This window comes from Niabella aquatica (assembly GCF_054779315.1).
The window spans coordinates 66,077-92,780 of record NZ_BAAGYM010000004.1; the positions used below are offsets into that span (position 1 = coordinate 66,077).

A 26,704-nucleotide genomic window follows, 5' to 3' on the forward strand; every position below is an offset into this window, starting at 1 on the left:
AAAGGCTGCCGGTTTGCGCAGCCTTTTACTTTGATTAAGAGAATGGAATATGATGCTGATTTTTCGAAGTAATACTTAAAGCGTTACATCCGTTAACAGAAACTCCTGGTCGGGTTCATGCTTATAAGCATCCAGGTAAGGGGAATAGGTTTGGACCTTTACGGATTTTGCCCGGGGATCGATGTCCAAAATCCGCAAATAGCCGCTGCCACCCATTACGGACCCCTCTACACCGCTTTGATAATTGGACAGCATTTGATATACCTTGTTGCCATGTACCCCTTTGCTCACCAGTAAACCGGTACCATCGTTGAGCACATGCCCGCTGAAAACAAAAACAATATTGGGATAACGGCTTACCAGCTTCTTCCACATGGCTTCTCCATTATTTACTGCATCCTCACCGGTATCTTTACCAAGGCCATAGGCTTCCGGCAACCATTTATGGCTGGTATCTGCCCCCATTCTTAAATCATCGGAGTACATATAAGCATGGGTTACAATAATCACTTTATGGGAAGGATGATTTTTAATTATTGAACCGGCCCAGTCAATGACCTTATTTCTCGGTCCGAATTCCAGGCACAATACCAGCCATTTTTGTTGATCAGCGCTGAATGTGTACCATACATTATCCATCTTCCCTTTTTCATAGGCACCGCCGAAATAAGGAAGCTTGCTATATTTTGCATACGGCAGGTATTGATTGAACAGGTCTGTGTTCCTTATGTCGGATTTACCATTCGTTCCTATATCATGATTGCCCGTTACAAAAGCATACGGAACTTTTCCGTCAAGCAACTCAAACGCTCTTTCCGCTACATGCCATTGGCTGTCTGCATTATTATTGGTGATATCGCCGAGCTGTATTAAAAAGCGGATACTGTCAGCCTTTGCTGCCGCCCAGGCCGTTTGCATCCTGAATATCCAGGGATGCTTCTGAGAATAATTTTGTGTATCTGGAAGGAGCACCAGCCGGAACGGTTTATGCTGGGCATTGCCATGTATCGTCACCAGGTACAGAAAGGTGAAAAAAAAGATTCTTGGTAACATAACTATATTTATTTAATGCTGATGTTTTGCCGGCACCTTGTCTGTATACACGATGCAATCGGTTGCCTTCAGTTCATACCCGGCCGGAATGTCTTTCGTAACTATTTTTACAGTATGTTTCCCATGGGGAAGCTGGTATTTAAACCCGATCTCCAGCTTACGTGTGGTAAAATCAGTGGGATATTTATAATGCCCGAGCTCTTTGCCATCCAGGAAAACCGTTGCTTCCAATACCCTGTCAGGAAGGGTATTGTTTTTTTTAGTGGCCTTGCCGCGCAGGGCGAACCCGGTTCCCTCAAATTCAAAGGTGTAGGCATCTTTTAAGTTTTTGTCCAGGATCTGTTGCGCCACCGGGTACATGCCGTCAAAACTTTTCTCGAAGCGCACGGGAACGGGCTTTTGCGCTTTTATGACCACTTTGTTCGCAGCTACGGTACCCCCGTTTCTTTTTATCATCTCCAGCGCATGTTTATAACCTGTTTCGTAAACTTTGTTCAGGGACATGGTGGTGTATTTAAAATCTATATCCTCCACCTCCGAAAGTCCCAGCTTCCATTGCCGGGGTATCTGATCATATCCCAACATCGTACCCAGGATGCCCCCTACCGTTGCCGGGTTGCAATCAGAGTCCTGGCCGGCACGCGTTGCAATTTCCATGGATTTGCCAAAGTCGCCTTTTCCGTAAAGCAATCCCAGCAGCACATACGCCGAATTGATGGTGGCATCGATATTAAATGCTGCAAAAACACCATCGGGGCAGCCAATATCATCGCTCCATTTTTTTTGCAGCTCAAACCAGGTCTGCTTCCAGTCGCCGGGATATTTTTTATGCCAGCGGATCACATCCTGCATACATTTATAAAAATTACTTTGAGCGGGGATCGTTTTTAATGCTTCGGTAATGACAAAATTGATATCATCGGATATAAATGCAAGCGAATACATGGCACCCACAAAAACGCCGCCATACCAGCCATCCCCGTAATTCATAATATGGCCGATCTTATCGCTGATGACAGAAGCCGCATTGGGCATACCCGGTGTCATCAGTCCTGCAAAATCGGCTTCTATCTGGTAATCGATATCATCTGCGTGCGGGTTATGGAGCCAGTGTCCGGATTCCGGCGGTCGTATCCCGTTTAATATGTTGTACCGTGCCGCCTGGTTGGCATGCCACAGCTTATATTCGGCATGGGCAAAGGCCTGTGCAAAAGAATCAACCGGAGCGTCCAAGCCTACTCTTTCCAGGATGTCGACAAAGGTAAGGTCCATATATACATCGTCATAAAGGCCCGGCACTTCGGTCATTGTCTTTTTCAGGTATCCATCGTACCATACAATGGGCTGATAATCCTGGATAAACGTGCCGTTATACTTAAATTCGGTTGGTCCTCCGTACGTAACGCCAATGGTTTGACCGGCCCATCCGCCTTTTATTTTATTTTTTAAGGTTTCCGTGGTAAGGGTCACCTGGTTGTATGCGGCAGGTGCCGCTTTTTTTTGTGCTGCAGATTCCATAGGAACTACAAAACCAAGCAGCGATACATAAAACAGACATCGAATCATGATCATTTATTTATAGTTTAAAATATTTTATAGGTTTCAGGGTGTTCCTATCCGGAAGTACGTACGGGGGCCGTAAGTTTTGGACCCTGCCTGGTAATAGGGTATAAGGGATACGGCGCTGTTGTTGATGGTGAAAGAAACGCCTTTACCGGCAGGACCGGCTTTAAGCCGCTGCAATATTTCCTTTACGCGGGTATCATCGGGTTCCAGTCCAGCAAAAGGTTCATCGGAGGGGATAGCGCTTATTTTTTGTGCCAGGGCCAGCGGACCGTAAGAAAAAGCCACCCATTTACTGCCTTTTTCGCCCTCCTGGAGCACGACGTTTAATTCAAAATTTAAATCGACCGTGATCACATCTCCTTTTTTCCAGGTTCCTTTTATGACGTGGTATCCCTGGCTATTGAGCGTAGCATTGACCCGTTTACCATTGAGCTTTACACTTTTCAACGTGCTGTTGGCCGGTACGCGGAATGCAACAGGAAAGCTTTTCGGCTGATCTGTATTCAATGTAATGCCGGCCGTTGTTCCTGTTGGATAATTCCCTTTTATGATGAGTGTACCTCCGCCGAGCGAAACGGGTAAAGAAGTGATGGATGGCGACAGCGCGTTAATGTATAGCTCCTGGCCGGATGCTGCTACCAGGTAGCGGGAAAACAGCTCCAACGCACGCGGGCCGCTGGATGCGCAGCAATGTATCACGGACTCATAGGGATGGGCCACTTCATTCGGCCTGGTATAATAGCACCAATCGATGCCATCGGTATATTGCCCGCCCAGCAGTTGATTGTATAAAGCGGTTTCCGCCTCTGTAAAAAATTCAGCCCGGCCGGTATTTTCAAATAACAGCAGGTTCAGCTGTATCCATGTTACCGTACAGCAATTCTCCACATCCACTTCATAAGGATTAAACACATCTGTATGCGCAAAACATTCCCTGTTGGCATTGTAAGATGCTTTGCGGGTCCAGGGGCCGCCGGTTATTAACAGGTGCTGGTCTCTTATCTGGTTCCAGGCATTCATTACGGTTTGCAGATAACGCCGGTTCCCCGTACACTGGTAGAGGCGATAGTATCCAAGCAGGTTCGACATCAGCTGGTAAGCCTTCCCATCTCCCGGTTTTGATACACTTTCATTGGCCAGCATGGCGCCCATCAGCCGTAATCCCGGGTTATTTTCGCTTGCAGATACGATATACTCCGCAAAATCGAGGTATTTTTTCTCTTTTGTGCGCTCGTACAGCATAACCATTGATTCCAGCAATGTTGAAGTAGACATACCATGGCGGGTACCGTTTTTTGTGATGTCTGCTTTGCCTTCACCAAAAGTTGCGATTAGCAGATCGCCCATTTTCCTGCAGGCATCCAGTACTTTTTTATCCGGATGATACTGCTCGTAAACCAGCAGGCCATAGAGGTTATACCGATGCGTCCACACATCCCAGCTCTTGGTGTCGCCGGGCGCATTGAAAAACTGCATGGCAGGCGCATAAGTGCCCATGTAGCCGTTTTGTAGCTGTGTAGCCAGCAGTCTTTGAACGGTTAACGTAAGCTGGTTTTTTAATTGGGCATCTTTTGTCTGCTCGCAGGCCATGGTAGCCGCATGTATCCATTTACCCACATGCTCTCCCTGCCAGATATGTGCCCCGGGCCTCGACTCAAAGCCCTGCAATAAGAAGGGTGCTTTAGCTACATACCAAAGACGTTTGTTCCGCCAAAGATCAACGCGCGCTCCCAAAAGCCCGCTGGTTTGGGCAGGGGGCAGCATTTGATATCGGATCACCGCATGATCTGCGGCTGCTTTCTTCATGACCCGGGGGCCTGCTGAACTATCCGGTGAGAAACCAGGATTGGGCACCGGCATTTTTGCATGTACCGATTGCCGCCATTGGTGCAGCATTGTGCTGAGTTCTTTTACCTTGCCCGGTTCTTCCCTGGAAATATCGTGTTGCTCTCCTATATCTTTTGCCAGGTTAAAAAGCTGAACGGTATTGTTCTCATAGTATTCTATCAGCTTGTAGTCGCCGTAACGTACGGCGCCGCCGGGGCTTTGCATTCCATGATTGCTGTAATGCGGAAAATGCCAGAATAGCGCTTTCCGGTTCACTGCATCTTTACCTTTTAACAGCGGGGTAATGCTTACTCCGTCTTTATGCTGGCCGGGCAGCAGGGGAAGTCCTAACATATCCAATATTGTGGGATAAAAATCGGTGCTGATAATGGGTACGTGCGATTCTTTATTGGCGTTCCCCTGCCCCGGCCATTTTATAATGACCGGCACCCGGATCCCGCCTTCATACAGCCAGCCTTTTCCGGCGCGTAATGGCAGGTTGGATGAGGCAAATGCGCCGTCCAGTGCATTAGGCTTAATAACACGGTAAGGATTACCTACGTTTGCGGCGGACATGCCTCCATTATCGGATGCAAAAATTACAATCGTGTTCTGGTCCAGGCCTAATTCTTTTAGCTTTTTCATTACCCGGCCCATGCTTTCATCCATGCTTTCCACCATCGCGGCAAACTGGATATTATCCTGGAACTGTTTGATCTTGACGGTATGCTGGGGCAACACGCTGTAACCGGCATAGTGCGGATCGTTGAGCAGGTCATCTAACTGCTTCCTGGAAAGCGGTTGCGGGTCGTCCGGGTTGCCTTCCAGGATAAAAGGCGCACCGGCAGGCTTCTTCATTTGAGCCAGCTTTTTGCGGTATTTTTCCACCAGGTCCGGCCGTCCCTGTATCGGATCGTGCACGGCGAAATGCGAGAGGTACATAAAGAAGGGCTGATCTTTATTTTTTTCGATATACTTTAATGCTTCGGTTGTAACCCGGTCTGTTAAATACTCTCCTTTGGGCCCATCCTGTAACCCCGGCATGCCATAGGGAGAAAAATAGGTTTGGTTCGGCCAGCCTTTGTTCCACTCCGACAGGCGCTCTTCAAATCCATGGGCTAAAGGGTTGGAAGGATCTTCCCCCAAATGCCATTTCCCAAAAATAGCCGTGCGATATCCGTTCGCACGCAGGGTTTCGGCCAGCGTGGAATCTTCGTAGGGCAATTGCTGTACACTGCGTACATTCAGAAACCGCTGAAACGGGAAATCTTTCCGCCCGGGCAGCCAGTCGGAGAGGCCGCTCCTCCCGGGATATTTACCGCTAAGGATGCTTGCGCGCGTGGGCGAACAGACCTGGCAGGCTGCATAGGCATCCGTAAAACGGACGCCTTCGGTCGCCAGCCGGTTAATATTGGGGGTTTCATAAAGATCACTGCCGTAGCAGGAAATGTCCTTCCAGCCTAAGTCATCCACCAAAAAAAGAATCACATTCATTTTTTTCTGAGAACGTTGCGAATGCGATACAACCGAAAGCATCAGCGTGATGATAACTAAAAAACTTTTTAAAAATCGGGTATTCATATGCTTCATCTGTTTGTTTTTTTATTGATTGAATGGCAGGCTGTATGGGTACCGGGCTGCCCGGTCTTCTTTTTATGGATTCCGTTCACTGTGATCCGTTGTTTGCGCTTTTTGGAGGATGTTTTTCAGGAGCGCTACTTTTTCAGGACGGCGCGTGAAAAGGTTTTCGTTCTCTGCCGGGTCCCGCTCCAGGTCGTATAGCTGAAAATCTTTTGTAAAAGGGCCCCCGGCGTAAAAGGTTTGCCCCCAGGCTGCATTTCCGCCTTCAATATACTTCCAGCTTCCCTGCCGGACAATATAGGCGCCGCTTCCTCCTGCGGCCAACACCATCGAAGTGCGTGCCTGTTTGGCAGCCGGGTCCAGTATGGCCGAAAGATAACTGTAACTGTCTTCGCCTTCACCCGACTTTAAGGGACTTTTGATGATGTCGGCTACCGTTGCCATCAGGTCGGTATTACATACCATATGGCTATTAACGGTTCCGGCTTTAATATTTTTTGACCAGTGCATGATTAAAGGTACCCTGTGCCCGCCTTCCCAGGCATCGGATTTAAAGCCCCTGTAAGGCCCTGCCGACGCATGATCATAGGTAAGCCATCCCTTTTGGGTGGCGCCTCGTCCCTCCGGGTTCTGATAATGCGGCTGATAATTGTTGAAATAAGGCAGATAATATTTGTCTCCCCAGTCACTGCGGTAGCGCTCCAGCGGCACCACTGCATCTCCCGGCACTGCTCCGTTATCCGAAGTAATGATCAGCAGTGTGTTGTCAAATGCCTTGTTCCGCTTTAAAGCTTTTACTACTTCATCCACTACCCAATCAAATTCAAGCACCATGTCGCCTCTCAAACCGGCCCCGCTTTTACCTTTGGTGAACGTAGGCAGGCAGGGACGGTGAATGGCGCTGGTAGGAAAATAAAGGAATAAAGGCGTTTTTGTTTTTTGAGAAAAATGATGATCAATAACGCCTACCGCTTTTGCGGTAAGCACCTGGTCCATTTTTTCGAGGTCCCATTCCGGCGCTTTGGCAATTGGCTGGTCTGTATCGTATACATAGGTCCTGGGAACAACAGGGGCAGACAGCACATGATCGTTTTCAATAAATGTAAAAGGAAGCATATTATTGGAAGCCGAAATGCCGAAATAATAGTCGAATCCCTTTTCGAGCGGTCCACCGGTAACCGGCCTGGAAAAATCGATATACGCCTGGGTGGTCCGTTCCCATGAATTAAATACCGTTTGCTGAGGGTCTTCTATAACCGTGTCTTTCAGCGGCCAGTTAAAGCCAAGGTGCCATTTGCCGATACAGGCCGTGTAGTAGCCATTTCTTTTTAAAAGCGCGGCAAGCGTGGTGCGCCCCGGCTCTATAAGCGGCTGTGCAAACCAGGTAAGCACCCCCGATTTGAGCGACGTACGCCAGGAGTAACGCCCGGTCATGATGCTGTAGCGGGAAGGCGAGCATAAAGACGATGCCGTATGTGCATCCGTAAAACGCATACCAGCGGCAGCAAGCGCATCAATAGCAGGCGTTTTTATTTTAGATGCACCGTAACTGCTGAAATCACCATATCCCAGGTCATCGGCCATTATGATCACGATATTGGGATGCTGCTGCCCGGCTGCTTTTAAAAGCGGCAACAAAAGGAGGAGCGTCATTTTTAAAATACAGATCCGTTTCATAAATCGTTTTTTATAGCCTCTAATGGTTTTGTAATTGGATATCATTAGCAGGATTATTCTTTTTCAAACGCCCCTATATCCGGCATTGCTCCCACAGGTATGCGGGCGTTTTTAAAATCGCTTGTATATCCCAGGTTCATTGCCTTATCAATAGCTACGCTGTTCTCTTTTAAGTCGAAATGATCAGGAATACGGGCCATTATATATTCTTTAAGCGCCGGATCTCCGTAAACTGCCGCTGTGCCGGGGCCCTCTTTTCCCATTACAAGCTTTCCGGATGCCGCATAATATAGATTATGGCTGATTATATTATTGGGCGTATGTGTGCCCTGCAAGCCCGTATTGAAAACCGGAATGTCTTTTTCTGTAATGATGATATTGTTCCGGATCTTATTTTTTGAATTATTTTCCGTGATGTTGAAGACACCCCAATCATTTGCATTTACTTTTCTCCGGATGATCGTATTGTGATCAATGCTGAAATGGGCACCCTGCCAGATCGCGGTAAATTGCTGGTAGTCGTCGCTGATATTGTGATGTATCCGGAAGTCCCGGTAATCCGGGTGCTGCTTTACATCTGTCCAGGTGACTTCAAGAAAACCCTGACAGTCTTTTGTATAGTTATGATGGATATGTATGTCTGATTTATCATAGCGCGCATCATCTACTTCGAAAGCACCTCCGTCTGCTCCGCCACCTGTGCCACCTTCCCAGCGTATATTGGGATCTTCTGCGCGATAATTAACGATCCGGTTGAACCGCGCTTCCTGGTGATCGGCCCCCAACCATATTCCGATGGGTCCCCAGCCCCATTGTTTAAGCACCCGGTTGCAATCATGTATATCATTGTTTTCGATGATGGCATAAGGCCCATAGCTTTTTATCCCTACCACGCAATCTTCAATTTCGTTATTCCGCACAATACAGTATTTGGCTGTTTTATCTAAGTAAACAGCCCCCATTTCCCAAACATCCCATCCCCCGTCCGTTTTATAATTGCCGGGCTTATGGGCAGCGGTTTGATGAAAGAACAGGTTTTCCACGATCACATAGCTGCCTTTTATACGGATGCAGTTACCAAAATTGTCCTGGGCAAATACCGGGTTGGTGAAGGAAGGAGCGGTAGTTCCCGTGCCGTACGCTGTAAGCACGATGGGCTGTTGCTCCGTTCCTGATTGGTTGATGAATAACGGCCCGGTAAAGGATGACCCTTTTTTAAATTTAATGGTATCACCCGGAACCAATTGGATCGTTTGCAGCTTGCTTAAAGATTTCCATGCTGTTTGTGCCGTTGTGCCTGCAGCCGCATCGTTGCCGCTTTCAGCATCCACATAATAAACACCGGCCGTATGCATTGTCTCATAACGCGCCGCTTCATGCGTAGAGCAGGCCACCAGCATGCAGGCCATCAGCATTAAATTCTTTTGTATAAAATCATATAATACGTGATATATCATAGTTATTATTTAAACACGGGGGTTACAAGATTTTGTACAGTAAGGCCTGTTGTTTGCAGCCAATTGGACGACGTAAGCCTGGCGCCGTTAAATACCACATTATCCCACACAAACCCGTCGAAATACTCGGCAGGATCATTGCCCACAATGCTGTTTTTAAATTCTGTACCCATCGTCATTTTTACATTCCAGTTCCTGAGTGTAAGGCCATGAATGGGATTCGGGCTGAAGCTATCCGGCGAAATATTAAAAACAATGGGAACCGGGTTTTCGGTAACCAGGTCTTCTACCAGCCAGTTTCGCTGCTCGCCGGATTTGCCCGGCTCCTGGTAGCGGTTCCCCACGCAATTGATAACGCCCCTGTTAAACCCGGGCTTGTTCCATTCTGCGCGTAGCACATCTACCCGGCTTACGGTTACATTTGCAGCATTCGATCCGCCCCAGGCCATTTGTATAACGCCGCCGTTATTCAGCTGCCATATCACGCAATCGGACCAGCTAATGTTATCCCGGTAAATTTTTATAGCATCATCATTCGCCCAGATGAAGCAATGGGTTACTGTAGAGCCGGCAAATGCAGCAATACCATCGCAGTTGTAGACCCATCCGCCGATTACTTTGGTCCAGCTTACTTTATTGTTCTGGCCAATTAACCTCACAGCAAAATATTTAGGATCAGCTACCACAATACCCTCGATCTGGATATTATTGCTTTGGTTAATGGCTTCGATGCAATGGGATTGCCGGTAGTTGAGCTTTCCTGATGAGAGCACACCTCTCCCAAATATCTTTACATCGGGGTTACCATCCATGATCAATGCGCCATACACCCAGGCCCCTTCTTCAAAATAAATATTCTTAATATGCGATGGCACTTTGTATACGCCAATATTGTGCACGCCATTGCTAAAATAAATTCCGGAACTGGAGGAAGCTACAGCGGCTACCGTGGCAGCTGTAGCATTATTCAATACAGCATATCCGCTTTGCTGACGGGAAGGGGCGTTTGTCTCCGGAGGATCAGCAAAAATGATCAGGCCATTTTTATACCCGTTCTCACCAATCTCTACAGAAAACTGACCCGGGTTATTCAAGGTAAAGCGTATCACATCACCATCTCTTACTGATGATACATTATGCCTGGACGGCAAAATACGAACAGCGCCGGTTAAAGGAACTTTATTTTTATTGAGCACTTTTACTTCAACCGTAATACTGCCGGAAAAAGAAAATTTGGTCCAGTGGATGCTCCTGCCGGCGAATATCTCTAATGGGAATTTGTCGTTCTCCTGCATGTTCATGTATCCCGGAGCGTAAACGGGGCAATTGTTTTCAAATACCGCCAGCTTTTCGGCTTTGCCGTTCCGGACAATACGAACCTCATATATTCCCGATTGCGGAACACCGGGATAATGATCTTCCGGGGTTTCTGCCGGCGGCGGCTCCGGCTGCGCTCCGCTCGTGTTGTTTTTTTTACACCCCGGTGATCCGGTAATAAGCCCCAGCATTAATAAGGGGAATAAGCATAATATATAGCATTTTGCCTTCATAGTACTTATCTTTAACGAGGAATAAATACACCGCCGCTGCTGCCTGTAAGAGCAACCTCGCGTATTTTTTCAATTTGTTCTTTTGCTTTCTGATCTTCACCCGCAACGGTGAATTGCTGTCTTTGGATGCTGTGAAGGGCATATTGAAACATTAAATCCAAACGGTTTAAATGCTCGTTTTCGATGGACCCCGGCTTAAATGCTTTAGCTGCCTGATTCAACTGATCCCGGGATCGCAGTAACCTGGTAAAATGGGATTCATAAAACGATGGCTGTTTCGGTACGGAATAAGGAACAAAGCAGGCAAAACGTACCGTTTCTTCTAACGCACGATAGGCTGCTACTGCCGTTTCTGCGGCAGCGCCATAAATGACAGCACTGTAAAGCTGAACCAGGCTGTCTACATTTACATCCGGATTCCAGGCCAACCCGCTTAGTACATAGTGGTTGAGGCCATATGTGAACCAATCGCCCGGTTCGCTGTAAACGGAGACGCCGCTAAGCCCTCGTTGCTTATAATACCGGAGATCATTTTGTATGTAATGCGGGAGCATCATGGGGAGGCTGCGCCAGGCGTATCTTCTATAATAAGAATACAGGCTGATCTCCCCCCTGAAAGCATTGCTCCATGCTTCCAGGTGATCCTTATAGAACCGGTTGTTTTCGGCTTCCGGCTCGTAGATCTGGTAGTCAAAATTTTGCCGGATGGGGCAGAAGTCTACCAGGATATCCGGGTCGAGCACCACCGTATCCGGAGGCGCGGTATAATGGCTATACGCCAGGCATTCCAGCTTTACATGCGGCAAATGCTTTTTTAAAAACCGTGCAGTCTGGTTTACGAAAAGCGCATGTCTTGTAGATGCAGCCCCCAGCGCTGTACATTTGCTGCAGTGGCACCATGCTTCGCCATCGGGTGGCCAGAAATCAAAAATATCAATCTCGGGTCTGGCTTTCAGGTAAGCCAGTATGTTGTTATGCACATACGCTACCGCCTGGGGATTCGAGGTACAGCATACCCATTTTTTATCCGGCGACCGTTCTCCGTTTTCGTTCATGCCAAACCATTCGGGGTGCTGCGAGAACAATGTTCCGGACTCCATCTCCGCATTCAGGAAGTTTTGATAGCCGTGGCCCCCCACCTCCACCTGAATGCCTCTTCTCCTTAATTCCGGCACTAATTGTTCCCTCCAGTTGTCCCACTTTACTTTTCCATGCCCCTGGTAGTTCATCGGCGCCACTAAAATGTTGAACCGCACTTTTGGCATCCATTCTATCAGCTGCAGCAGATTGGTGCTGGTGTGGGAAAGCCCTTCCTCTATATACAGCTTCCTGTATTTAAAGACCGGGGACTGCAGGTTGTTTTTTACATGCGTATATACCAGCGCAGTATTGCGGGGTACATACTCATGGGTACCATTGTAGAAACCGAAGGCAGGTGCTGCCCAGCGGCAGCCAAGCTGCGCAAGGAAATCATACACGGCATACAGCACAGCCGTTTCGCTGGCGGCTGAAAGGTATATTTTTGCTCCGTCTTTTGAGATCCTGTAGCTGTTCTCAGGCTTATCCGAAAGCCATTTTTCGGAAGCAGAAAGCACAATCGTGCGGCTTCCCGAAACAGGAGCCATACTGAAACGGGCGCCGCTGATCTGATCCAGGTATTTTTTTAATGCTGCACCGGCGAACTGCATCCCCGGAGTTGTAGGGCCATCGAGGTAAATACGGTACAGCGCTTTACCTGCCGATGCCAGCTGTGCCGTATCAGGAGCTGAGGCGCACAATGTATTGCAAAACGCAATACCGGCCATTAATAGTATGCAGCGCAATCTGTTCAGCATCTTACATTTTGTGGCTGTTAGTAATCCGGGTTTTCAACAAAATTGGGATTTTCCGATACCCTGCCTACTCCCAGCGGCAGGTAATAATTCCGGTCCATAAATGTGCGGGCAACACCTTCGGCATTGATCAGCGTTATCTTATACTTCCTGGTATTGTAGTTGTATGCATACTGCAATCCTCTCATCCGCTTTCCATCGAGCCATGCTTTAGCAGTCCGCCAGCGGCGCAAATCCCAATAGCTGTGATTTTCCCAGCTCAGCTCTACCAGCCGTTCATTTTGTATGACCTGTTCGGTGATCGCGGCTTTGGGAGGCATGTCTGCCCTTGCCCGTAATGCATTCAATGTGGTCAGCGCTTCATCGGTAAAGCCAAGATAAAAAGCGGCTTCCGCAAGGTTTAAATAGGTTTCACCCAACCTGAAAATAATATAATCGGTTTCATCAGCAATAACGGGCTCCGGCTTCATGGCTTCGTTACAACGCTTACGCACCATGAGCCCGGTGCGTTGTGTATTTCTGTCGATGGCTTTGTAAGGCCAGCCATCTTCTGCGGTACCTGCTGTATAGGTTTTCCCATCTCTGATGGTGCTTGAGTGAAACAGGGTATGACCTCCCTGCCAGGGGCTTCCGGGGTAAAATACCGAAGCCCGGAAGCGGGCATCGCGGTTGCCAAATAAATTATTCATATCCCATTCCTGGCTGGTAAGCTGGCTGCGTGTAACCGAAGTTCCCGGGCGGCCATCTGCAAATTCGAAAAGTTCCACAAAGTCGTATAAGTACCACATAGAAGCCCAGGTACCGTTAAAATCATGCGGCATGGAGCGCAGCGTAAAGGCATGCGCCCGGTTCTTACTGTAATTATATACTTCTGCCATGATCACTTCCTTATTGTCGGCCGACTCATCGAGGAACAGGTTCTGGAAATTGGATGCCGGATCGGCATATTTTTTATAAAGCGAGTGAATACCATTATTCAGGATTGCTTTTGAAGCATCATAGCTGATCCGTGCATAATGCTCCATATCTGATTTCGGAAAACCTAAAAGGCCGTTCAATTGCTGCTGGCCATTTTTGGCAATGCTGGCCGCGTATAAAGCCGCCCGGCTGCGCAATGCATAAGCCGCCCACCTGCTGGGCCGGCCTTTATCTTTATCCCCATACTGGGAAGGAAGGTCTTTGGTGAGGTCATCCGTTTCCGAAAGTATAAAATCATAGACTTCTTTTTCTGAATTGCGGGGCACAAATATTTCTTCTCTTGGTGCATCTATTTCCTGGGGTTTTGTAATAATGGGTACCCCGCCAAACCGGATCACCGTTTCAAAATACATATACGCTCTTAAAAAGCGCACTTCTGCAATCCGCTGCTTGATGAGGTCGGCATCTAATGGCGATTGTGTAATCTTTTGAATAAAGTAGTTACAATCCCTGATATTTGAATACTTCCAGTAATCCAGTTCAGAAACCACTCCGGAAGAGGTGAGCACATTGGTTGATGCGGCATAAGACTGCTGGTGCGTGCCGTGGGTACGCCCTTCACCTCCCATCGAAGCGACCATGGCAAAAGAGGTCTGCTCATCTGTGTTTCCTCTCAGCTCAATAAAGTCTACCCTTGCATAGAGGTTGGCCAGGTACGCGTCTACCAATGCGGGGTCTTGCCAAACTACAGCGTCTGAAATGACATCTAAAGGCTGCTTATCCAAAAACCTGCGGCATCCAGCATTGCTGATGAGCAGCATCACCATTAAAATTTTTATACTTTTCACCGGTATGTGTATGTTTATATTTCTTTTCATGGCCCTGGCATTTATAATTTAAAATTTAACCCGAAGGATATGACCTTTACCGGGGGATAGAATTTCTGTGTATCTGTTGCTTCGGGATCCAGCGACTTTTTATAGATGCCTAACCGGCTCCAGGTAATGAGGTTGCTGCCTGCAGCGAAAACATTCATTTCCTGTATGCCTATCTTCCGGATCCAGTTGTAGGGAATCGTATAATTGATATTCAGGTTGCGCAGGCGTAAGTAGGTGCCGTCTTTTAACCAAAAGTCAGAAGCCCTGTTGTTGTTGGTATTAGAGCCTACACCCGATCCAAGTATGGCGGGCAGTTTGGCATCCGGGTTGATGTTGACACCCGGGTTATCGGGGTCGGGCTGCCACCGGTATTTGTAATGAAAATCATATGCGTTGCTGAGGTTGGCCAAGGGGCTTCTTTGTATATCCGAAATCATATAGTTGTATAAAGAGGCCCCCTGGAATAATGCTGTCAGGCTCACTCCTTTGTATTCCAATTGTATGTTCAGCCCATATGTTAAGTCGGGGAACGATGCAGCGCCGATCACATCCTGGTCTCTCCAGTCGAGGATCTTATCGCCGTTCAGATCCTTATATCGTATATCACCAGGTATTAAGGTCTTATTTCCTGCCTGGTCCTGGTTGACATCATAGCTGTCAATTTCCTCCTGGCTCATAAAAATGCCGTCTGAGCGATAGCCGAACCACCTGTTGGTAAGGTTGCCTGTTTTTTTGTAGATCCTTATTTCATCAGCATCTTCATACAAAGGCTCGGACCATTTGCGGTACCGCTGTCGAGCCAGGCTTACGGTGCCCGCCAGGCTGTAATAGAAGTCGCTGCCTATTTTGTTGCGATGGTTTAAGGAAAATTCTATACCTCTGTCAGATGTAGAATTAATGTTTAATTGGGGCAGGGTAGCTCCAAAGGTGGAAGGGTAATTCTCCAGCGGCTCTCCGAAAACGTTATCAGTGATGCGGTAAAAGGCATCCAGCTCGAATCCGATCAGGCCATTTTTGAAAGAGCCTTCCAGCCCCAGGTTGTACCCTGTCATGGTAAGCCAGGTAATATCCGGGTTGGGCAGCCCTGTGGAGCGTATTTGCTGGTATACATCTGAACCAAACAGGTATACGCTTGTTAATGCCCTCAGGATCTCGTAACCGGTCAGGTATTTAAAGGCATCTACATTGTCATTACCGGTTCTGCTGTACGATCCCCTTATTTTTAAATTGTTGATCCAGGAAATATTGTCTTTTATAAAGGGTTCTTCCGATAGCCTCCAGGCAGCCGAAACGCTGGGAAAGAATCCCCATCTTGAGCCCGGGGCAAATTTATGGCTGGCATCGTAGCGGAAGGTACCTTCCAGGAGGTATTTGGCTTTATAGGCATAATTAAGGCGGCCTACATAGCTTACACGGCCGGTTTCAACCGCATTGCCGTTGTTAGTGATGTTCTCGCTGGACCCGGCAAACAGGTAGGGAATTTCAACAGACAAAAGGTTTACCCTTCCTGCCGATAAAGCGGTATTGCGCGTATCAATCCCTTCAGCGAGCAATAATCCCTTAATGTCGTGGTTGCCAAAATTGCGGTCGTAGTTCAGCGAAACCATCGGGTAGATCTGCGTGTATTGAGAAAAGCTTTCGTTCAGCGAATTAGCGCCATTGGTGCCTTTGTCCTGGTATTCACCGGTTGCATAGTTGTAACTGTATATTTTGAATGGCCGGTCCAGGATCTTTGTATACTGGTAATTCATGGCGTAGTTTAAAGCGGCATTGGCAACGAGGCCGGTGATACCCGGTATTTTATAATTCATACTGAGCCGCCCCGTAAAATAGCGCTGAAGATTATCGTTGAATCCGGTCATTTCCCGGATGGTTTGGGCCACGGGGCTTCTTTCCAGGAATCCGGAGTAAGCGCCACCTTTGGAAGGATCGGGTAAAGTAGCATTATATACCGGCACCGCGGTTTTAAGGTTGGTCCATGTATCTACCAGATCTGTTTGCGGCGCCAGGCGCAGCTCGTTTCTGTAAGACAGATCCAGCGATATCCCCAGCCGATTCGTGATCTGGGCATCTATATTAGAACGCACATTGTATCTTTTAAAGCTCAGGTCTCCGGACCGGTATACACTCGCCTGGTCCAGGTAGCCGGCTGTCATAAAATACTTGATTTTATCACTGCCCCCGCTAACCGTAGCAGAATGGGAGTGCATGGGGGCCCAGCTTTTGAATGCTGCTTTGTACCAGTTTGCGTTCGGGTAATCGGGATCTGTTCCGTCTTTAAATTTCTGGATCTCTTCTTCAGAATAGGTAAAGGGTAATGAGCTGTTTAATTCGCCTTCTCTTAACAGTTCGGCCCATTGCCAGGAAGGTACAAATTTGGGTACAACGGTGGGTTGCTGGGTACTATAGCTGCCGTTGTAGGCAATGGTGGGCTTACCGGATTTTCCTCTTTTAGTAGTGATCAGCACTACGCCGTTCCCGGCACGGGCCCCATAAACCGCCGCCGCCGCATCTTTTAATACACTTATCGATTCTATTTCATTCGGATCCATGCGCGTCCAGGAAGTTTCGATTCCATCTACCAGGATCAATGGCGCATCGTAACCACGGATACTGAGATTGGCATAATCATTCCCCGGCACCCCCTGACTTTGCTTGGTGAACAGGCCGGGCGCTTTCCCGATCAATACTTCGGATACATTGGACGAGGGTACTTTTACCAGGTCTTTCGACTGAACGGTTGAAACGGCTCCGGTTAAGTTTATTTTCTTTTGAGATCCATAACCCACTACCACTACTTCGCCCAAAGCGGCATCGCCCTGCATTAATCCCACATCTACCTGTTTCCTGCCTGACAGCTGTACCTGTTGCGACTGGTAGCCCGTGTACGTAAATAACAGGCTCGATGTATCGGAAGAGACCCGGATGGTATAAAACCCGCCCTCATCAGCTGTGGTTTGAGAAGCGGCTCCCACCTGGCTAACGGTAGCGCCTGCGAGTGGCTGATTGGTGGATACATCCGTGATCTTACCCCTTACTACGGTTTGTGCGTTTCCGGATATGAAGCAAAAAATGGACATGACGAACAGCAGAAAAATATTTCTTTTCATGATCGTTTGATTTTGATTGTATGTGTTTTAAGAGATGCTGTTGCTATTCCCCGGCGGCAATAATGAGCATGAGACCGGCGATGAACAACAGGAACATGGCGGCAAGCAGTTGTGAAACGAGCTTTGAACTGCCTTTGAATTCTTTCCAAACGGCTACCCCCCAAATGGCGGCTACCAGGGTAGCGCCCTGCCCAAGCCCATATGAAATGGCCGGCCCTGCTTTCCCGGCTGCTATCAGATTAAAAATGTTCCCGATCCCCCATATTATTCCGCCAAGAATACCTACCAGATGCAGGCTGAGCTTCCCCTTAAAATAGGACGTATAGGATATGGGCGTTCCCTCAAGCGGGCGTTTCATTAAAATCGTGTTGAAAATAAAGTTGCTGGCAAAGATTCCTAAAGCGAAAATAAAAAATGCAGTGTAGGGCGTCATTTTTTGTGCCTCGGGGTTTACAAAGTTGTTCACGTCCATTGCTGCTGCTATAAAGCGATAGAAAAACGACATTAAAATACCTGCCGTTATGGATAAAATGATGCCTTTTGCAGCGGGTTTCGCCTGACCCTCTTTTGCCGTTGTTTTTTTATAGGCAATGGCATTAAGGATAATGGCGATGGTTACCAGTATTACCCCGGAAAACAGTAAAGCAGGCGAACCCTTTTGCACGGCCCAATAGTTAATCAGCACACCGAGTATTAAGGCAATCCCGATGCCGATAGGGAATGCCACCGCCATTCCTGCAATTGCAATGGCCGCGGTCAGCAAAATATTGGCCAGGTTGAAAACAATACCTCCCAGGAAGGCACTCCCGATATGGGCTGTGCTGGCCTGTTGTAAATCTTCTGCAAACGGGCGTCCCTGCTCCCCGGTGCTACCTAAGGTTAAAGCCGCTATGAGGGATAGTATTAAAATACCTATAACATAATCCCAGTAAAATAACTCAAAACGCCATTTCCCGGTAACTAATTTTTGGGTATTGGCCCAGGAGCCCCAGCAAAGCATGGTGATCAAACAAAACGCTATCGCCAGGGAGTAATTTTCTACAATAAACATAACAGGTTCTTTTAGAATGAATAATATACTTCACCAGTATGGTATGACATAAATGGCACTAACAAAAAAATCCGCTTTTGGTAAGGAAACTGTTATTAAATGCAACAACAGACAGCGAGACAAAAATTGAAGCAACAAAAACGTTGTTCTTGTGTAAGATTGTAATTGCTGTTGTAGATGGATCGTTTCATATAAAAGCGCAAGTTTAAAATATTTTTATTAGTCTACCAAACAAATAGACTATATGATTGACTACATCATCAATCGTTTAAAATCTCTTTCAATTACCCCTTCCCCAACATGCAGTTATTTGAGTGTACCCCGCCGTTCAGCGACCATGCGCCCGATAAAGTTGCTTTACCATTTTCCTTTAACATGCAACGGCTCATCTTTACCGGCAGCAATCGCAGGCAAAACAGTACCCGGTCAGAACGAACAGGACAGTGCAATGACCTCGCTTCGGTAAGGAATGGAAGATTGCGCCCCCAGCTTGGTAACCGAAATGGCGGCCGCTTCGCAGGCAAATGATACCGCTTTTACCAGGTCCTTTTTCTCTGATAACGCAACAGCCAATGCCCCGTTAAATACATCCCCCGCAGCAGTGGTATCTATTGCCTGCACCTTTATGGCGGGCACAATCGTAAAAACCTCATCTTCCAGCACCAGCGCGCCCAATGATCCCATGGTAATGACTACATTTTTTACACCCAGCTTTTTGATCTCAATTGCAGCTTCCTTTGCTGTCTCCATATTTGTAACGTCAATATTGGACAAACGGGAAGCTTCGGTGCAATTGGGTGTTATAATATCGATATGGGAAAGCAGTTCCTGTGCCAGTGCTGCTGCCGGCGCAGGGTTTACGATAACAGTGATGCCGCTGGCAGAAGCCTTTTGCACGGCATATTGTACTGTTTTGATCGGAATTTCCAATTGTAAAAGAATCACCCCTGCATGCTGGCCTTCTGTTATCGCCGGATCAATATCCTGTGGAAGTAAATTGGCATTAGCGCCGGGAGCAACCACAATGCTGTTCTCGCCGCTTTCGTCCACTGTAATGAGGGCTACGCCCGACGGAAGCTCGTCATCAGCTATAATATATTTTGTATTGATGCCTTCCTCGTTAAATAATTGAAAGGACTGTTTCCCGAAAACGTCGTTGCCCATTTTTGAAACAAAAACGGCATCTCCGCCCAGGCGGGCTACTGCTACTGCCTGGTTGGCACCTTTTCCCCCCGGGTTCATAAAAAATGATCCCCCTAAAACAGTTTCTCCATGTGCGGGGATATGGCTTGTTTTTACGACCATATCCATATTCGTAGATCCTACAACAATGATATTTTTTCTTTCCATATTAGTGATTTCGCAATCGTTTTATAAATGATGATTAGTTTTGGGTGCAATCGTTATTAAACTGATTTAAAAATACCTCCACTTTATGCTGATAAAAAACCATAGTTTCCTGTTTTTGAAAATTCTAATGATCATGCTGTGCTTTTAGTATTAGTATAAGTAGATTATAATCATATAATTACATGCTTGCTTTCTTATATAATTTTGAAAATCCCGGCATTAATCAGCTACCGGGGTAAGCCGCAGGTAGTAACTACCACAAACATCCGTTCCATTATGATCCCGGAACCATGCCCGTAACGTGCTGTCTTTGGCCGAAAGCTTTACCGTCATTTCGATCAGTGCCGCCTGGTTACTTGCTTTGGATGCTGTAACAGGTGCCGCTCCGTTTACCGATAAACACGCTTGTTCTATTGCAACGCTTTTACCCCTGCGCAGGGAGGAGCCGCCCACTGCTTTAGCAATGCCGGGTGTTTGAAGCGCCTGGTTTAAATGAAAGGGCCACCGGCTCAATTCGGCTTTGTACCGTCCTTCCTTTTGCACTTTTATATGCCAGATACCGCCGTTGGCCGGCCCCTGCGCCTGCGCTACTTTCCATTGCGTATTTACATAATCCCCGTTCTCCCAGAAATCTGCTGTAAGCACAGCGGATACCTGTTGCGGCGCACCTATCACCACTGGTACAAACCGGTCCAGCTCTTTTTCATTGTTCGCCCACCACTTATTGTAAAAAGCAAGCATTTGCTGAAGCTTTGCGGGGTGCTCTTTGGCTATATTCTGTTGCTGCCCCGGATCCGATTTGATATTGTACAATTCATGATTACCTACCAGTCTCCATTGGTTCCAGGCAACACAGCTGAAATATTTTTCCGGCCGGCTGCTGCCCCCGTACTGTACTATAAACATCCGGTCTTTGAGCGCTGCCGTTTGTTTCAGTAACGGAACCAGGCTTACGCCATCAAAAGGCCTGGGCTGTACAGGCGCCTTCAATTTCAGCAGATCAATAAAGGTTGGAAGCAGGTCCTGCACCTGCGTAGTGGCATCAATAGCTCTGGCCGCGCGCATTTTTCCTCCCGGCCATCTGAAAAAACAAACCGCACGGTGCCCTCCTTCATATACTTCGCCTTTTTTGCCGCGCATACCGGCATTGTATACATTCACCCCCCCGGTGCCACCATTGTCATTCATATAGATGACAATGGTATTTTCTTTTAACCCCTTACCGGTAAGCCATTGATCCAACCGGGTCATATTCTTATCGATGTTGCGTAGCATACCAAAAAAAGCGGCAGCAGAAGAATCGCCTACCTTGTCCTTATAAAAGTGGTAATCTTCTTTGGGTGCATGAAAAGGGCCATGCGGTGCGTTTGTGGGTATATAAGCAAAAAAGGGCTTGTGCTGATCTGACATTTCTCCCATCCATTTCATGGCTTCATCAAACCACAGGTCGGTGCAGTATTTTTCCGACTGGATGGTTTGGTTCCCATCCATATAACGGGTACGGTAGTAATCATTATCGTATTCCGATTCTGAAAGCAATCCCCATCCCCTGATCCAGACCGCTTTTTCAAAGCCCCGGTCCATGGGCCGGTCAGGATAGTTATCTCCCAAATGCCATTTGCCAAAGATCCCGGTACGGTAGCCGTTTTGCCGGAATATTTCGGGCATCGTTACAAGATCATGCCGCATTGTATTCCGGCCGGCGCCCACCGTTGCTGCTTTATTGTGCAGCGCGTCCATACCGGATAAGAGTTGTCCCCGGGTTGGCGTACAATAAGGCGATACATGGAAATCAGTAAAGCGGAGGCCTTCACCTGCCAGCTGATCAAGTGCCGGCGTTTGAAGAACCGGATTCCCGTTGCAGGAAAAATCGCCATACCCCTGGTCATCAGACAGCACAATGATCACATTGGGTCTTTTTGATTCCTGACCATAGCCAATGACCTGCAAATTCAACAATACAATAAGGAGCGTTATACATTTTTTCATATGATCCATTTGAATAACCCGGAATGAATGTTTAATTATTTTATCAGCTCTATTTAGCGCAACGTGATCTTTTCCCAGTAAGCATTTCCTGCCTCTTTTCCTTTCATTAACACTCTTTGATACAACCTGATGGTAACGGCCTGGTTGCGATAGGGCGTGAGGTCCACCTCAACAGGATACCAGGTCTGGCCGGGACCTACGCCGGCAATTATTTTTCTTACAAGCCGGTCATTATTCACAAAAACACTGAGCTCCCAGTAGCGGGCGCTGTCGGCCCCCACGTTCAGCAACAATTGCTTTTCATCGCCCAGCGCAACAGACCGGGTGAGTACCAGGCCCCTCACTTCATCTCTCGGGTAGGTGGCCAGTATATCGCCGTTTAAGTGCGTCATGCCGCGAATACCACCCATTCCGCCGCCGGCACCGCCAAAGCCGGCCCGTTCCATCTTCCAGCCGGGGTTCCAGTACCGGGTAAGATCGGCAAGGGTAAATAGTTCCGGTTCCCGGGTGCGGATTGGTTGAAAAGGAATGACCATTTGGTTATTGTGTATACGGGCTCCGTTCTTTATTAATATTTTTTTACCGATTGCAGCAGTGCGCCCCGAAAGCTCCTTCAGGCTTTCATGTACAGCGGGCGTGAGCGTAAGACTGCCCATTTTTTCACCGGCAATGACATCGCCCAGTGTTTGCAGTAAATGCTGCGGAATGCCTTCCAGCCCTTTCATCGCAGCCACCACGGCGCCGGCATTGGCGGCATTGCAATCGGCATCTGTAAAATCGGCTGCCTGGAAAGCGAGATTAACCGTAGTGAGAAAATCTCCTTTACCGAACCATACACAGGCTGCTACGATGCCGCCGTTTGCCACGGCATTATTGGTGGCAGGATATTCTATATGCCACCGGTCTTCTACGGCATTTACCACATCCCGGAAAGTGCTGCCGCGGGAAGCCTGCTCTATTACCAGATCAAGGCATTGGCGGTAGGGTGATTGCGGAGCGATCAGGCGGGCTGCCTGGCGAACAATATCCTGCGGATTGCTTTCTTTAAAACCCAGGCTAATCATACCGGCAATGAAAACGCCTCCGTCCAGGCCTTCCGCATAACCGTTTATACGTCCGTATTTGGCTGCTAATGCGGCAGCAACGTTGGGCATACCCGGTGCCAAAGCTCCATATACATCGGCGCTGAACTGGGGGCCAATGCTGAACCAAAGCTTATTGTACCTGGGGTGACCGCTTAATGTTGCGCTGACCCCTTTTTTAAGAAGACCGAGGGCCTGCTCGCTGGAGCCCCAGGTTCCGGCACTGTTCGCTACCCATTGTTTGCCCAGGTCGTCTACAGGCATGTCTATCCCATACTTTTCAAAAGCCCGGATCGCCACCATTTCATAATACCAGTCATCATCTACAGGAATACTGCCTGTTTTTAATGTGAACTGCTCTATTTTTTGTGTGCTGGCTACCTTATGCTCAAAGGGAAACCCCATGAGTGCGCCGATCATTTGTGCCGACCATATGGCCTGCACTTTATTTTCATAGTTGCTTAGTGAAAATGTAGCTGCCGCCTGCTGGGAAAACAGCGAACCGGGAAACAACAGCAGCAACGCTAGCAAGGCTTTGCTCCATACAGGGGTAACCAGGATTTTTTCTTCCGTATTTTTACTCATACAAGGTTTTTTAATGCAGGTCACTTTAGAGCATGCGCCAGCTACCTGGTTCAACAGTCCGGTGGGCGCTGCATATACTGCAATGGCTTCCTGACTTTGGCTGTGGCGCTGGTCCTGTAAACAACTCAATCGTATCACCCAAAAATAGCCCTGCTGAAATCTGAAAAAAAGCCTAACTTTCCTTAAAATTGCAAATTCAACTTGCATATATTTTCCCGCACACTTCCTTAATAAATTGATTATAACTCATTTGATTGTCTAATAATTGTCGTGAATTTTACAATCCTAATTTAACGGTGTCATGTCTGCGTATATTGCTGTCATTCGCTTGATCAACTCTTTATCCTCATCGGAAAAAAGATCTTTTAAATTATCTTCCGGAAAGCACAAAAGCCAATCGGAGTATATTGGCCTGTTCAACCTGATCTGCACCAATACACTGTCTAATAGTGACCAGCGGGATGCGATTGCAGCAGATTTTAAGAAACAGTTTCCCCAGTCTTCAATAGACCATACGGCACGGTATCTTATCAAGCTGATCACCGATTTGCTGATACGTACCAAAATTGAAAAGGATCAGGAATTTAAAATGTGGCATAGCCTTTTACGGGTTAAAATTTTACAGGAGCGATCGTTGCCGGAAGAGAGCTACCGCGAGCTAAAGAAGATCAGGGAAACAGCGGCAAGCCTGCAAAACTACCCGGTACAATATATAGCGCTGCGGGAAGAGCTGAATTTTGCTTCGGAGCAGCAGTATTATGGCACTACCGATCAATATATTATTGATATGCAAATGAAGGCCCGGGAGACGCTTCGTATGATGCACTCTATCGAAGAGCATTACTCGTTATATGAGCTGCTGCAATACCGGTTGATGCGTTTGGGCAAAGCTGCTTCTGAGGAAAGCCGGAAGAAGCTGGACGATCTTTTATTAAGCGAAGTAAGCCTGGTTACAGGCAAGATCCGCAATACATTTGAATCCAGGAAACTGCACCTGCTTTTCCAGTCGTTCTACTTTATTTATACGGGTGATTACAGTTCTGCAGTCCGTTGTTTTTACGATCTGAACCGCCTGTTTGAGCAGCACCCGCAGCTTCACGGGCATCCGCCTGTAGATTATTTCTCTTCTCTTGACGGGGTTTTAGACAGCCTCAGGAGCATCCGGCATTTTGATGAAATGTTTTATTATGTAAACAAATTACGGGCGATCTCTAACGAAGGAGTGCCGGACTACTTCAGGGGGCTGACTGATAAAACGATTACCGTGTACACCCTTGCTGCCATGTTGGGCAAGGGGGAATATGACAGGGCGGTTGCATTTATTGAAGCGCTGCCGGAGTCGGTTTTTAGTTCTTACCAGATTGTAAATGATGAAAAACAGGCAGAGCTGTGCTTTTATTGCAGCCTGGCGTATTATCATCGGAAGATGTATAAAAAGGCACATAAATACCTCTTTAGTGTATTGAATGATTACAGCAACTTTTCCCAACAGCCCATCTACAAAGCAATACGCCTGCTCAATATGATCATCCATTACACGCTGAAGGATATGACCTACCTGGATTATGATGTGCGGGCTTACCGGAGGTGGACTAAAATAGCAGGGCTTTCCAAAACAGCCACTGCTATTATTAAAACACTCATCCATAATCCGGGAACAAGGACACGCCACGTGAATACTGCTTTTTTGAAAAAGCTTTCACCGGCGCTGGAAGCCATTTCGAAGGATCGCTATGAACGGCAGATACTGAAGTATTTTGATTTTATTGCGTGGATAAGCGATCATGTACGCTGACTTTTTGAGCATCTTTCATTGCTTCCTGCAATATGGTATTTTTATCGCTAAGCCGTTTTATACAAAAACCAGACATTCCAAAGCCCGCTTGTGGCGGGCTTTGGAATGAAGTTTTTTAGCCGGTTTATTTGCTAAACCTGTAAATAGTTGCTGTTTTATATACTTCCCCGGGTTTTAAAGTGGTAGAAGGGAAGGAGGGCTGGTTAGGAGAATCTGGATAGTGCTGTGTTTCCAGGCAAAAGGCAGTACGAAAATCGTCTTTCCCGTTTTTCATATTCTTTTGGCTGTTCATAAAATTTCCCCCGTAAAACTGTATTCCGGGCTCACCGGAAATCACTTCCATAATGATCCCGCTTTTATCGCCTTTTACTTCGGCTGCTTTGCGTTGCCCGGAGCCTCTGACAACAAAATTGTGATCGTACCCTTTCCCGTATTCCAACTGGATATTCTTTTCGTCTACCCTGGCGCCAATGGCAGTAGGAGCAGTGAAGTCGAAAGGAGTTCCTTTCACGGTTTCATTTTTACCCAGCGGGATCAGTGTGGCATCTACAGGGGTATATTCATCTGCATTGATCTGAAGAATATGATCGTTGATTGTGCCACTTCCGTTCAGGTTGAAATATGTATGGTTGGTAAGATTGCAAACGGTTGTTTTATCAGTTGTAGCTTCGTACTCAATTTTAATTTCTTTATCTGCAGTAAGTGTATAAACCACTTTCACATTCAGGTTGCCCGGAAAGCCCATTTCACCGTCTTTCGACAAATAAGTAAGCTGAAGAGCGCTGTCACTCAGTTGCTCCGGGTCCCAAACCACATTGTGAAAGCCATCGGGGCCGCCGTGGAGGGTATTGGGGCCGTTGTTCTGAGGCAGCTTATATGTTACTCCGTCTAATGTAAATTTTCCGCCGCCGATCCTGTTACCGTATCTGCCAATGATGGCGCCAAAATAGTCTTTAGATTCAAACATATCCTTAAATGTACCCGGTCCTGCTACCACATCTGTCATTTTCCCATTAGCATCCGGTACAAATAAGTTTACCAGGCGACCACCATAGTTGGTTACTGATGCTTCTATACCATTATTTCTTAAATAAAAGATGCTTACCATTTTACCATTTAATGTGTCGCTGAAAGCGTCCTGGTCAGCTAACTTTACAGAGCCGCTGTCCTCTGTGGTTTGAGCTGTTGCATCAGCATTGTTTTTGGGTTGGGTATTACATGAAAAAACAGTTACCGCAGCCACTGTTGCGAAAAGAAAAAAATACTTTTTCATTCAAATGATTTTTAAAGTTATTGTCAATATAATCAGGCTATCCGATATTTTTGGCCTAAACAATCTTTTTAATTGTCTTTTTGATACTTAAAAAGGAAGTGCAATATATTCAATTAATTAAAGCGGAGCA

15 protein-coding genes are annotated in these 26,704 nt (G+C 47.2%); 1 reads left to right on the forward strand and 14 read right to left on the reverse strand.

Annotated features, from left to right (window positions below; translation table 11 throughout):
• Positions 1-75: 75 nt before the first annotated feature.
• From ACYVBM_RS04065 to ACYVBM_RS04125, 13 genes are all read right to left on the reverse strand, one after another.
• Positions 76-1,053 carry a metallophosphoesterase gene (locus tag ACYVBM_RS04065; protein ID WP_460684346.1) on the reverse strand — a complete coding sequence of 326 codons (978 nt, stop codon included), beginning with the start codon at positions 1,051-1,053 and terminating at the stop codon, positions 76-78.
• Positions 1,054-1,065: 12 nt separating this feature from the next.
• Positions 1,066-2,619 (reverse strand): ADP-ribosylglycohydrolase family protein, encoded by a 1,554-nt coding sequence (locus ACYVBM_RS04070; protein ID WP_460684347.1) that lies wholly within the window; start codon positions 2,617-2,619, stop codon positions 1,066-1,068.
• 36 nt (positions 2,620-2,655) lie between these two features.
• On the reverse strand, positions 2,656-6,036 hold the full coding sequence (locus ACYVBM_RS04075; protein WP_460684348.1) for a sulfatase-like hydrolase/transferase: 3,381 nt from the start codon (positions 6,034-6,036) through the stop codon (positions 2,656-2,658).
• 63 nt (positions 6,037-6,099) lie between these two features.
• Entirely contained in the window at positions 6,100-7,704 is a 1,605-nt protein-coding gene (locus ACYVBM_RS04080; RefSeq protein ID WP_460684349.1) for a sulfatase family protein, read from the reverse strand.
• 53 nt (positions 7,705-7,757) lie between these two features.
• A complete protein-coding gene (locus tag ACYVBM_RS04085; protein WP_460684350.1) occupies positions 7,758-9,161 on the reverse strand; it encodes a hypothetical protein in 1,404 nt (467 codons plus the stop codon).
• Positions 9,162-9,166: 5 nt separating this feature from the next.
• A complete protein-coding gene (locus tag ACYVBM_RS04090) occupies positions 9,167-10,711 on the reverse strand; it encodes a hypothetical protein (RefSeq protein WP_460684351.1) in 1,545 nt (514 codons plus the stop codon).
• 11 nt (positions 10,712-10,722) lie between these two features.
• Complete coding sequence (locus tag ACYVBM_RS04095) at positions 10,723-12,546, reverse strand: DUF4838 domain-containing protein (RefSeq protein WP_460684352.1); 1,824 nt, start codon at positions 12,544-12,546, stop codon at positions 10,723-10,725.
• A gap of 17 nt (positions 12,547-12,563) precedes the next feature.
• Positions 12,564-14,339, reverse strand: a complete 1,776-nt coding sequence (locus ACYVBM_RS04100) for a RagB/SusD family nutrient uptake outer membrane protein (RefSeq protein WP_460684353.1) — start codon at positions 14,337-14,339, stop codon at positions 12,564-12,566.
• Between the two features lie 11 nt (positions 14,340-14,350).
• Positions 14,351-17,449, reverse strand: coding sequence for a SusC/RagA family TonB-linked outer membrane protein (locus ACYVBM_RS04105; RefSeq protein WP_460684354.1), 3,099 nt, complete (start codon positions 17,447-17,449; stop codon positions 14,351-14,353).
• Between the two features lie 43 nt (positions 17,450-17,492).
• Positions 17,493-18,500, reverse strand: a complete 1,008-nt coding sequence (locus tag ACYVBM_RS04110) for a GRP family sugar transporter (RefSeq protein ID WP_460684355.1) — start codon at positions 18,498-18,500, stop codon at positions 17,493-17,495.
• A gap of 426 nt (positions 18,501-18,926) precedes the next feature.
• A complete protein-coding gene (gene rbsK, locus ACYVBM_RS04115) occupies positions 18,927-19,850 on the reverse strand; it encodes a ribokinase (protein WP_460684356.1) in 924 nt (307 codons plus the stop codon).
• A gap of 219 nt (positions 19,851-20,069) precedes the next feature.
• Positions 20,070-21,839: an arylsulfatase gene (locus ACYVBM_RS04120; protein WP_460684357.1), complete on the reverse strand. Its 1,770-nt coding sequence runs from the start codon at positions 21,837-21,839 to the stop codon at positions 20,070-20,072.
• Between the two features lie 53 nt (positions 21,840-21,892).
• A complete protein-coding gene (locus ACYVBM_RS04125; protein WP_460684358.1) occupies positions 21,893-23,506 on the reverse strand; it encodes an ADP-ribosylglycohydrolase family protein in 1,614 nt (537 codons plus the stop codon).
• Between the two features lie 301 nt (positions 23,507-23,807).
• Here ACYVBM_RS04125 and ACYVBM_RS04130 point away from each other — a divergent pair, with 301 nt between their 5' ends.
• Complete coding sequence (locus ACYVBM_RS04130) at positions 23,808-25,301, forward strand: hypothetical protein (protein WP_460684359.1); 1,494 nt, start codon at positions 23,808-23,810, stop codon at positions 25,299-25,301.
• A 124-nt stretch (positions 25,302-25,425) separates the two neighbouring features.
• Here ACYVBM_RS04130 and ACYVBM_RS04135 read toward each other — a convergent pair whose 3' ends face one another.
• On the reverse strand, positions 25,426-26,574 hold the full coding sequence (locus tag ACYVBM_RS04135; protein ID WP_460684360.1) for an aldose epimerase family protein: 1,149 nt from the start codon (positions 26,572-26,574) through the stop codon (positions 25,426-25,428).
• Between the last annotated feature and the right edge of the window lie 130 nt (positions 26,575-26,704).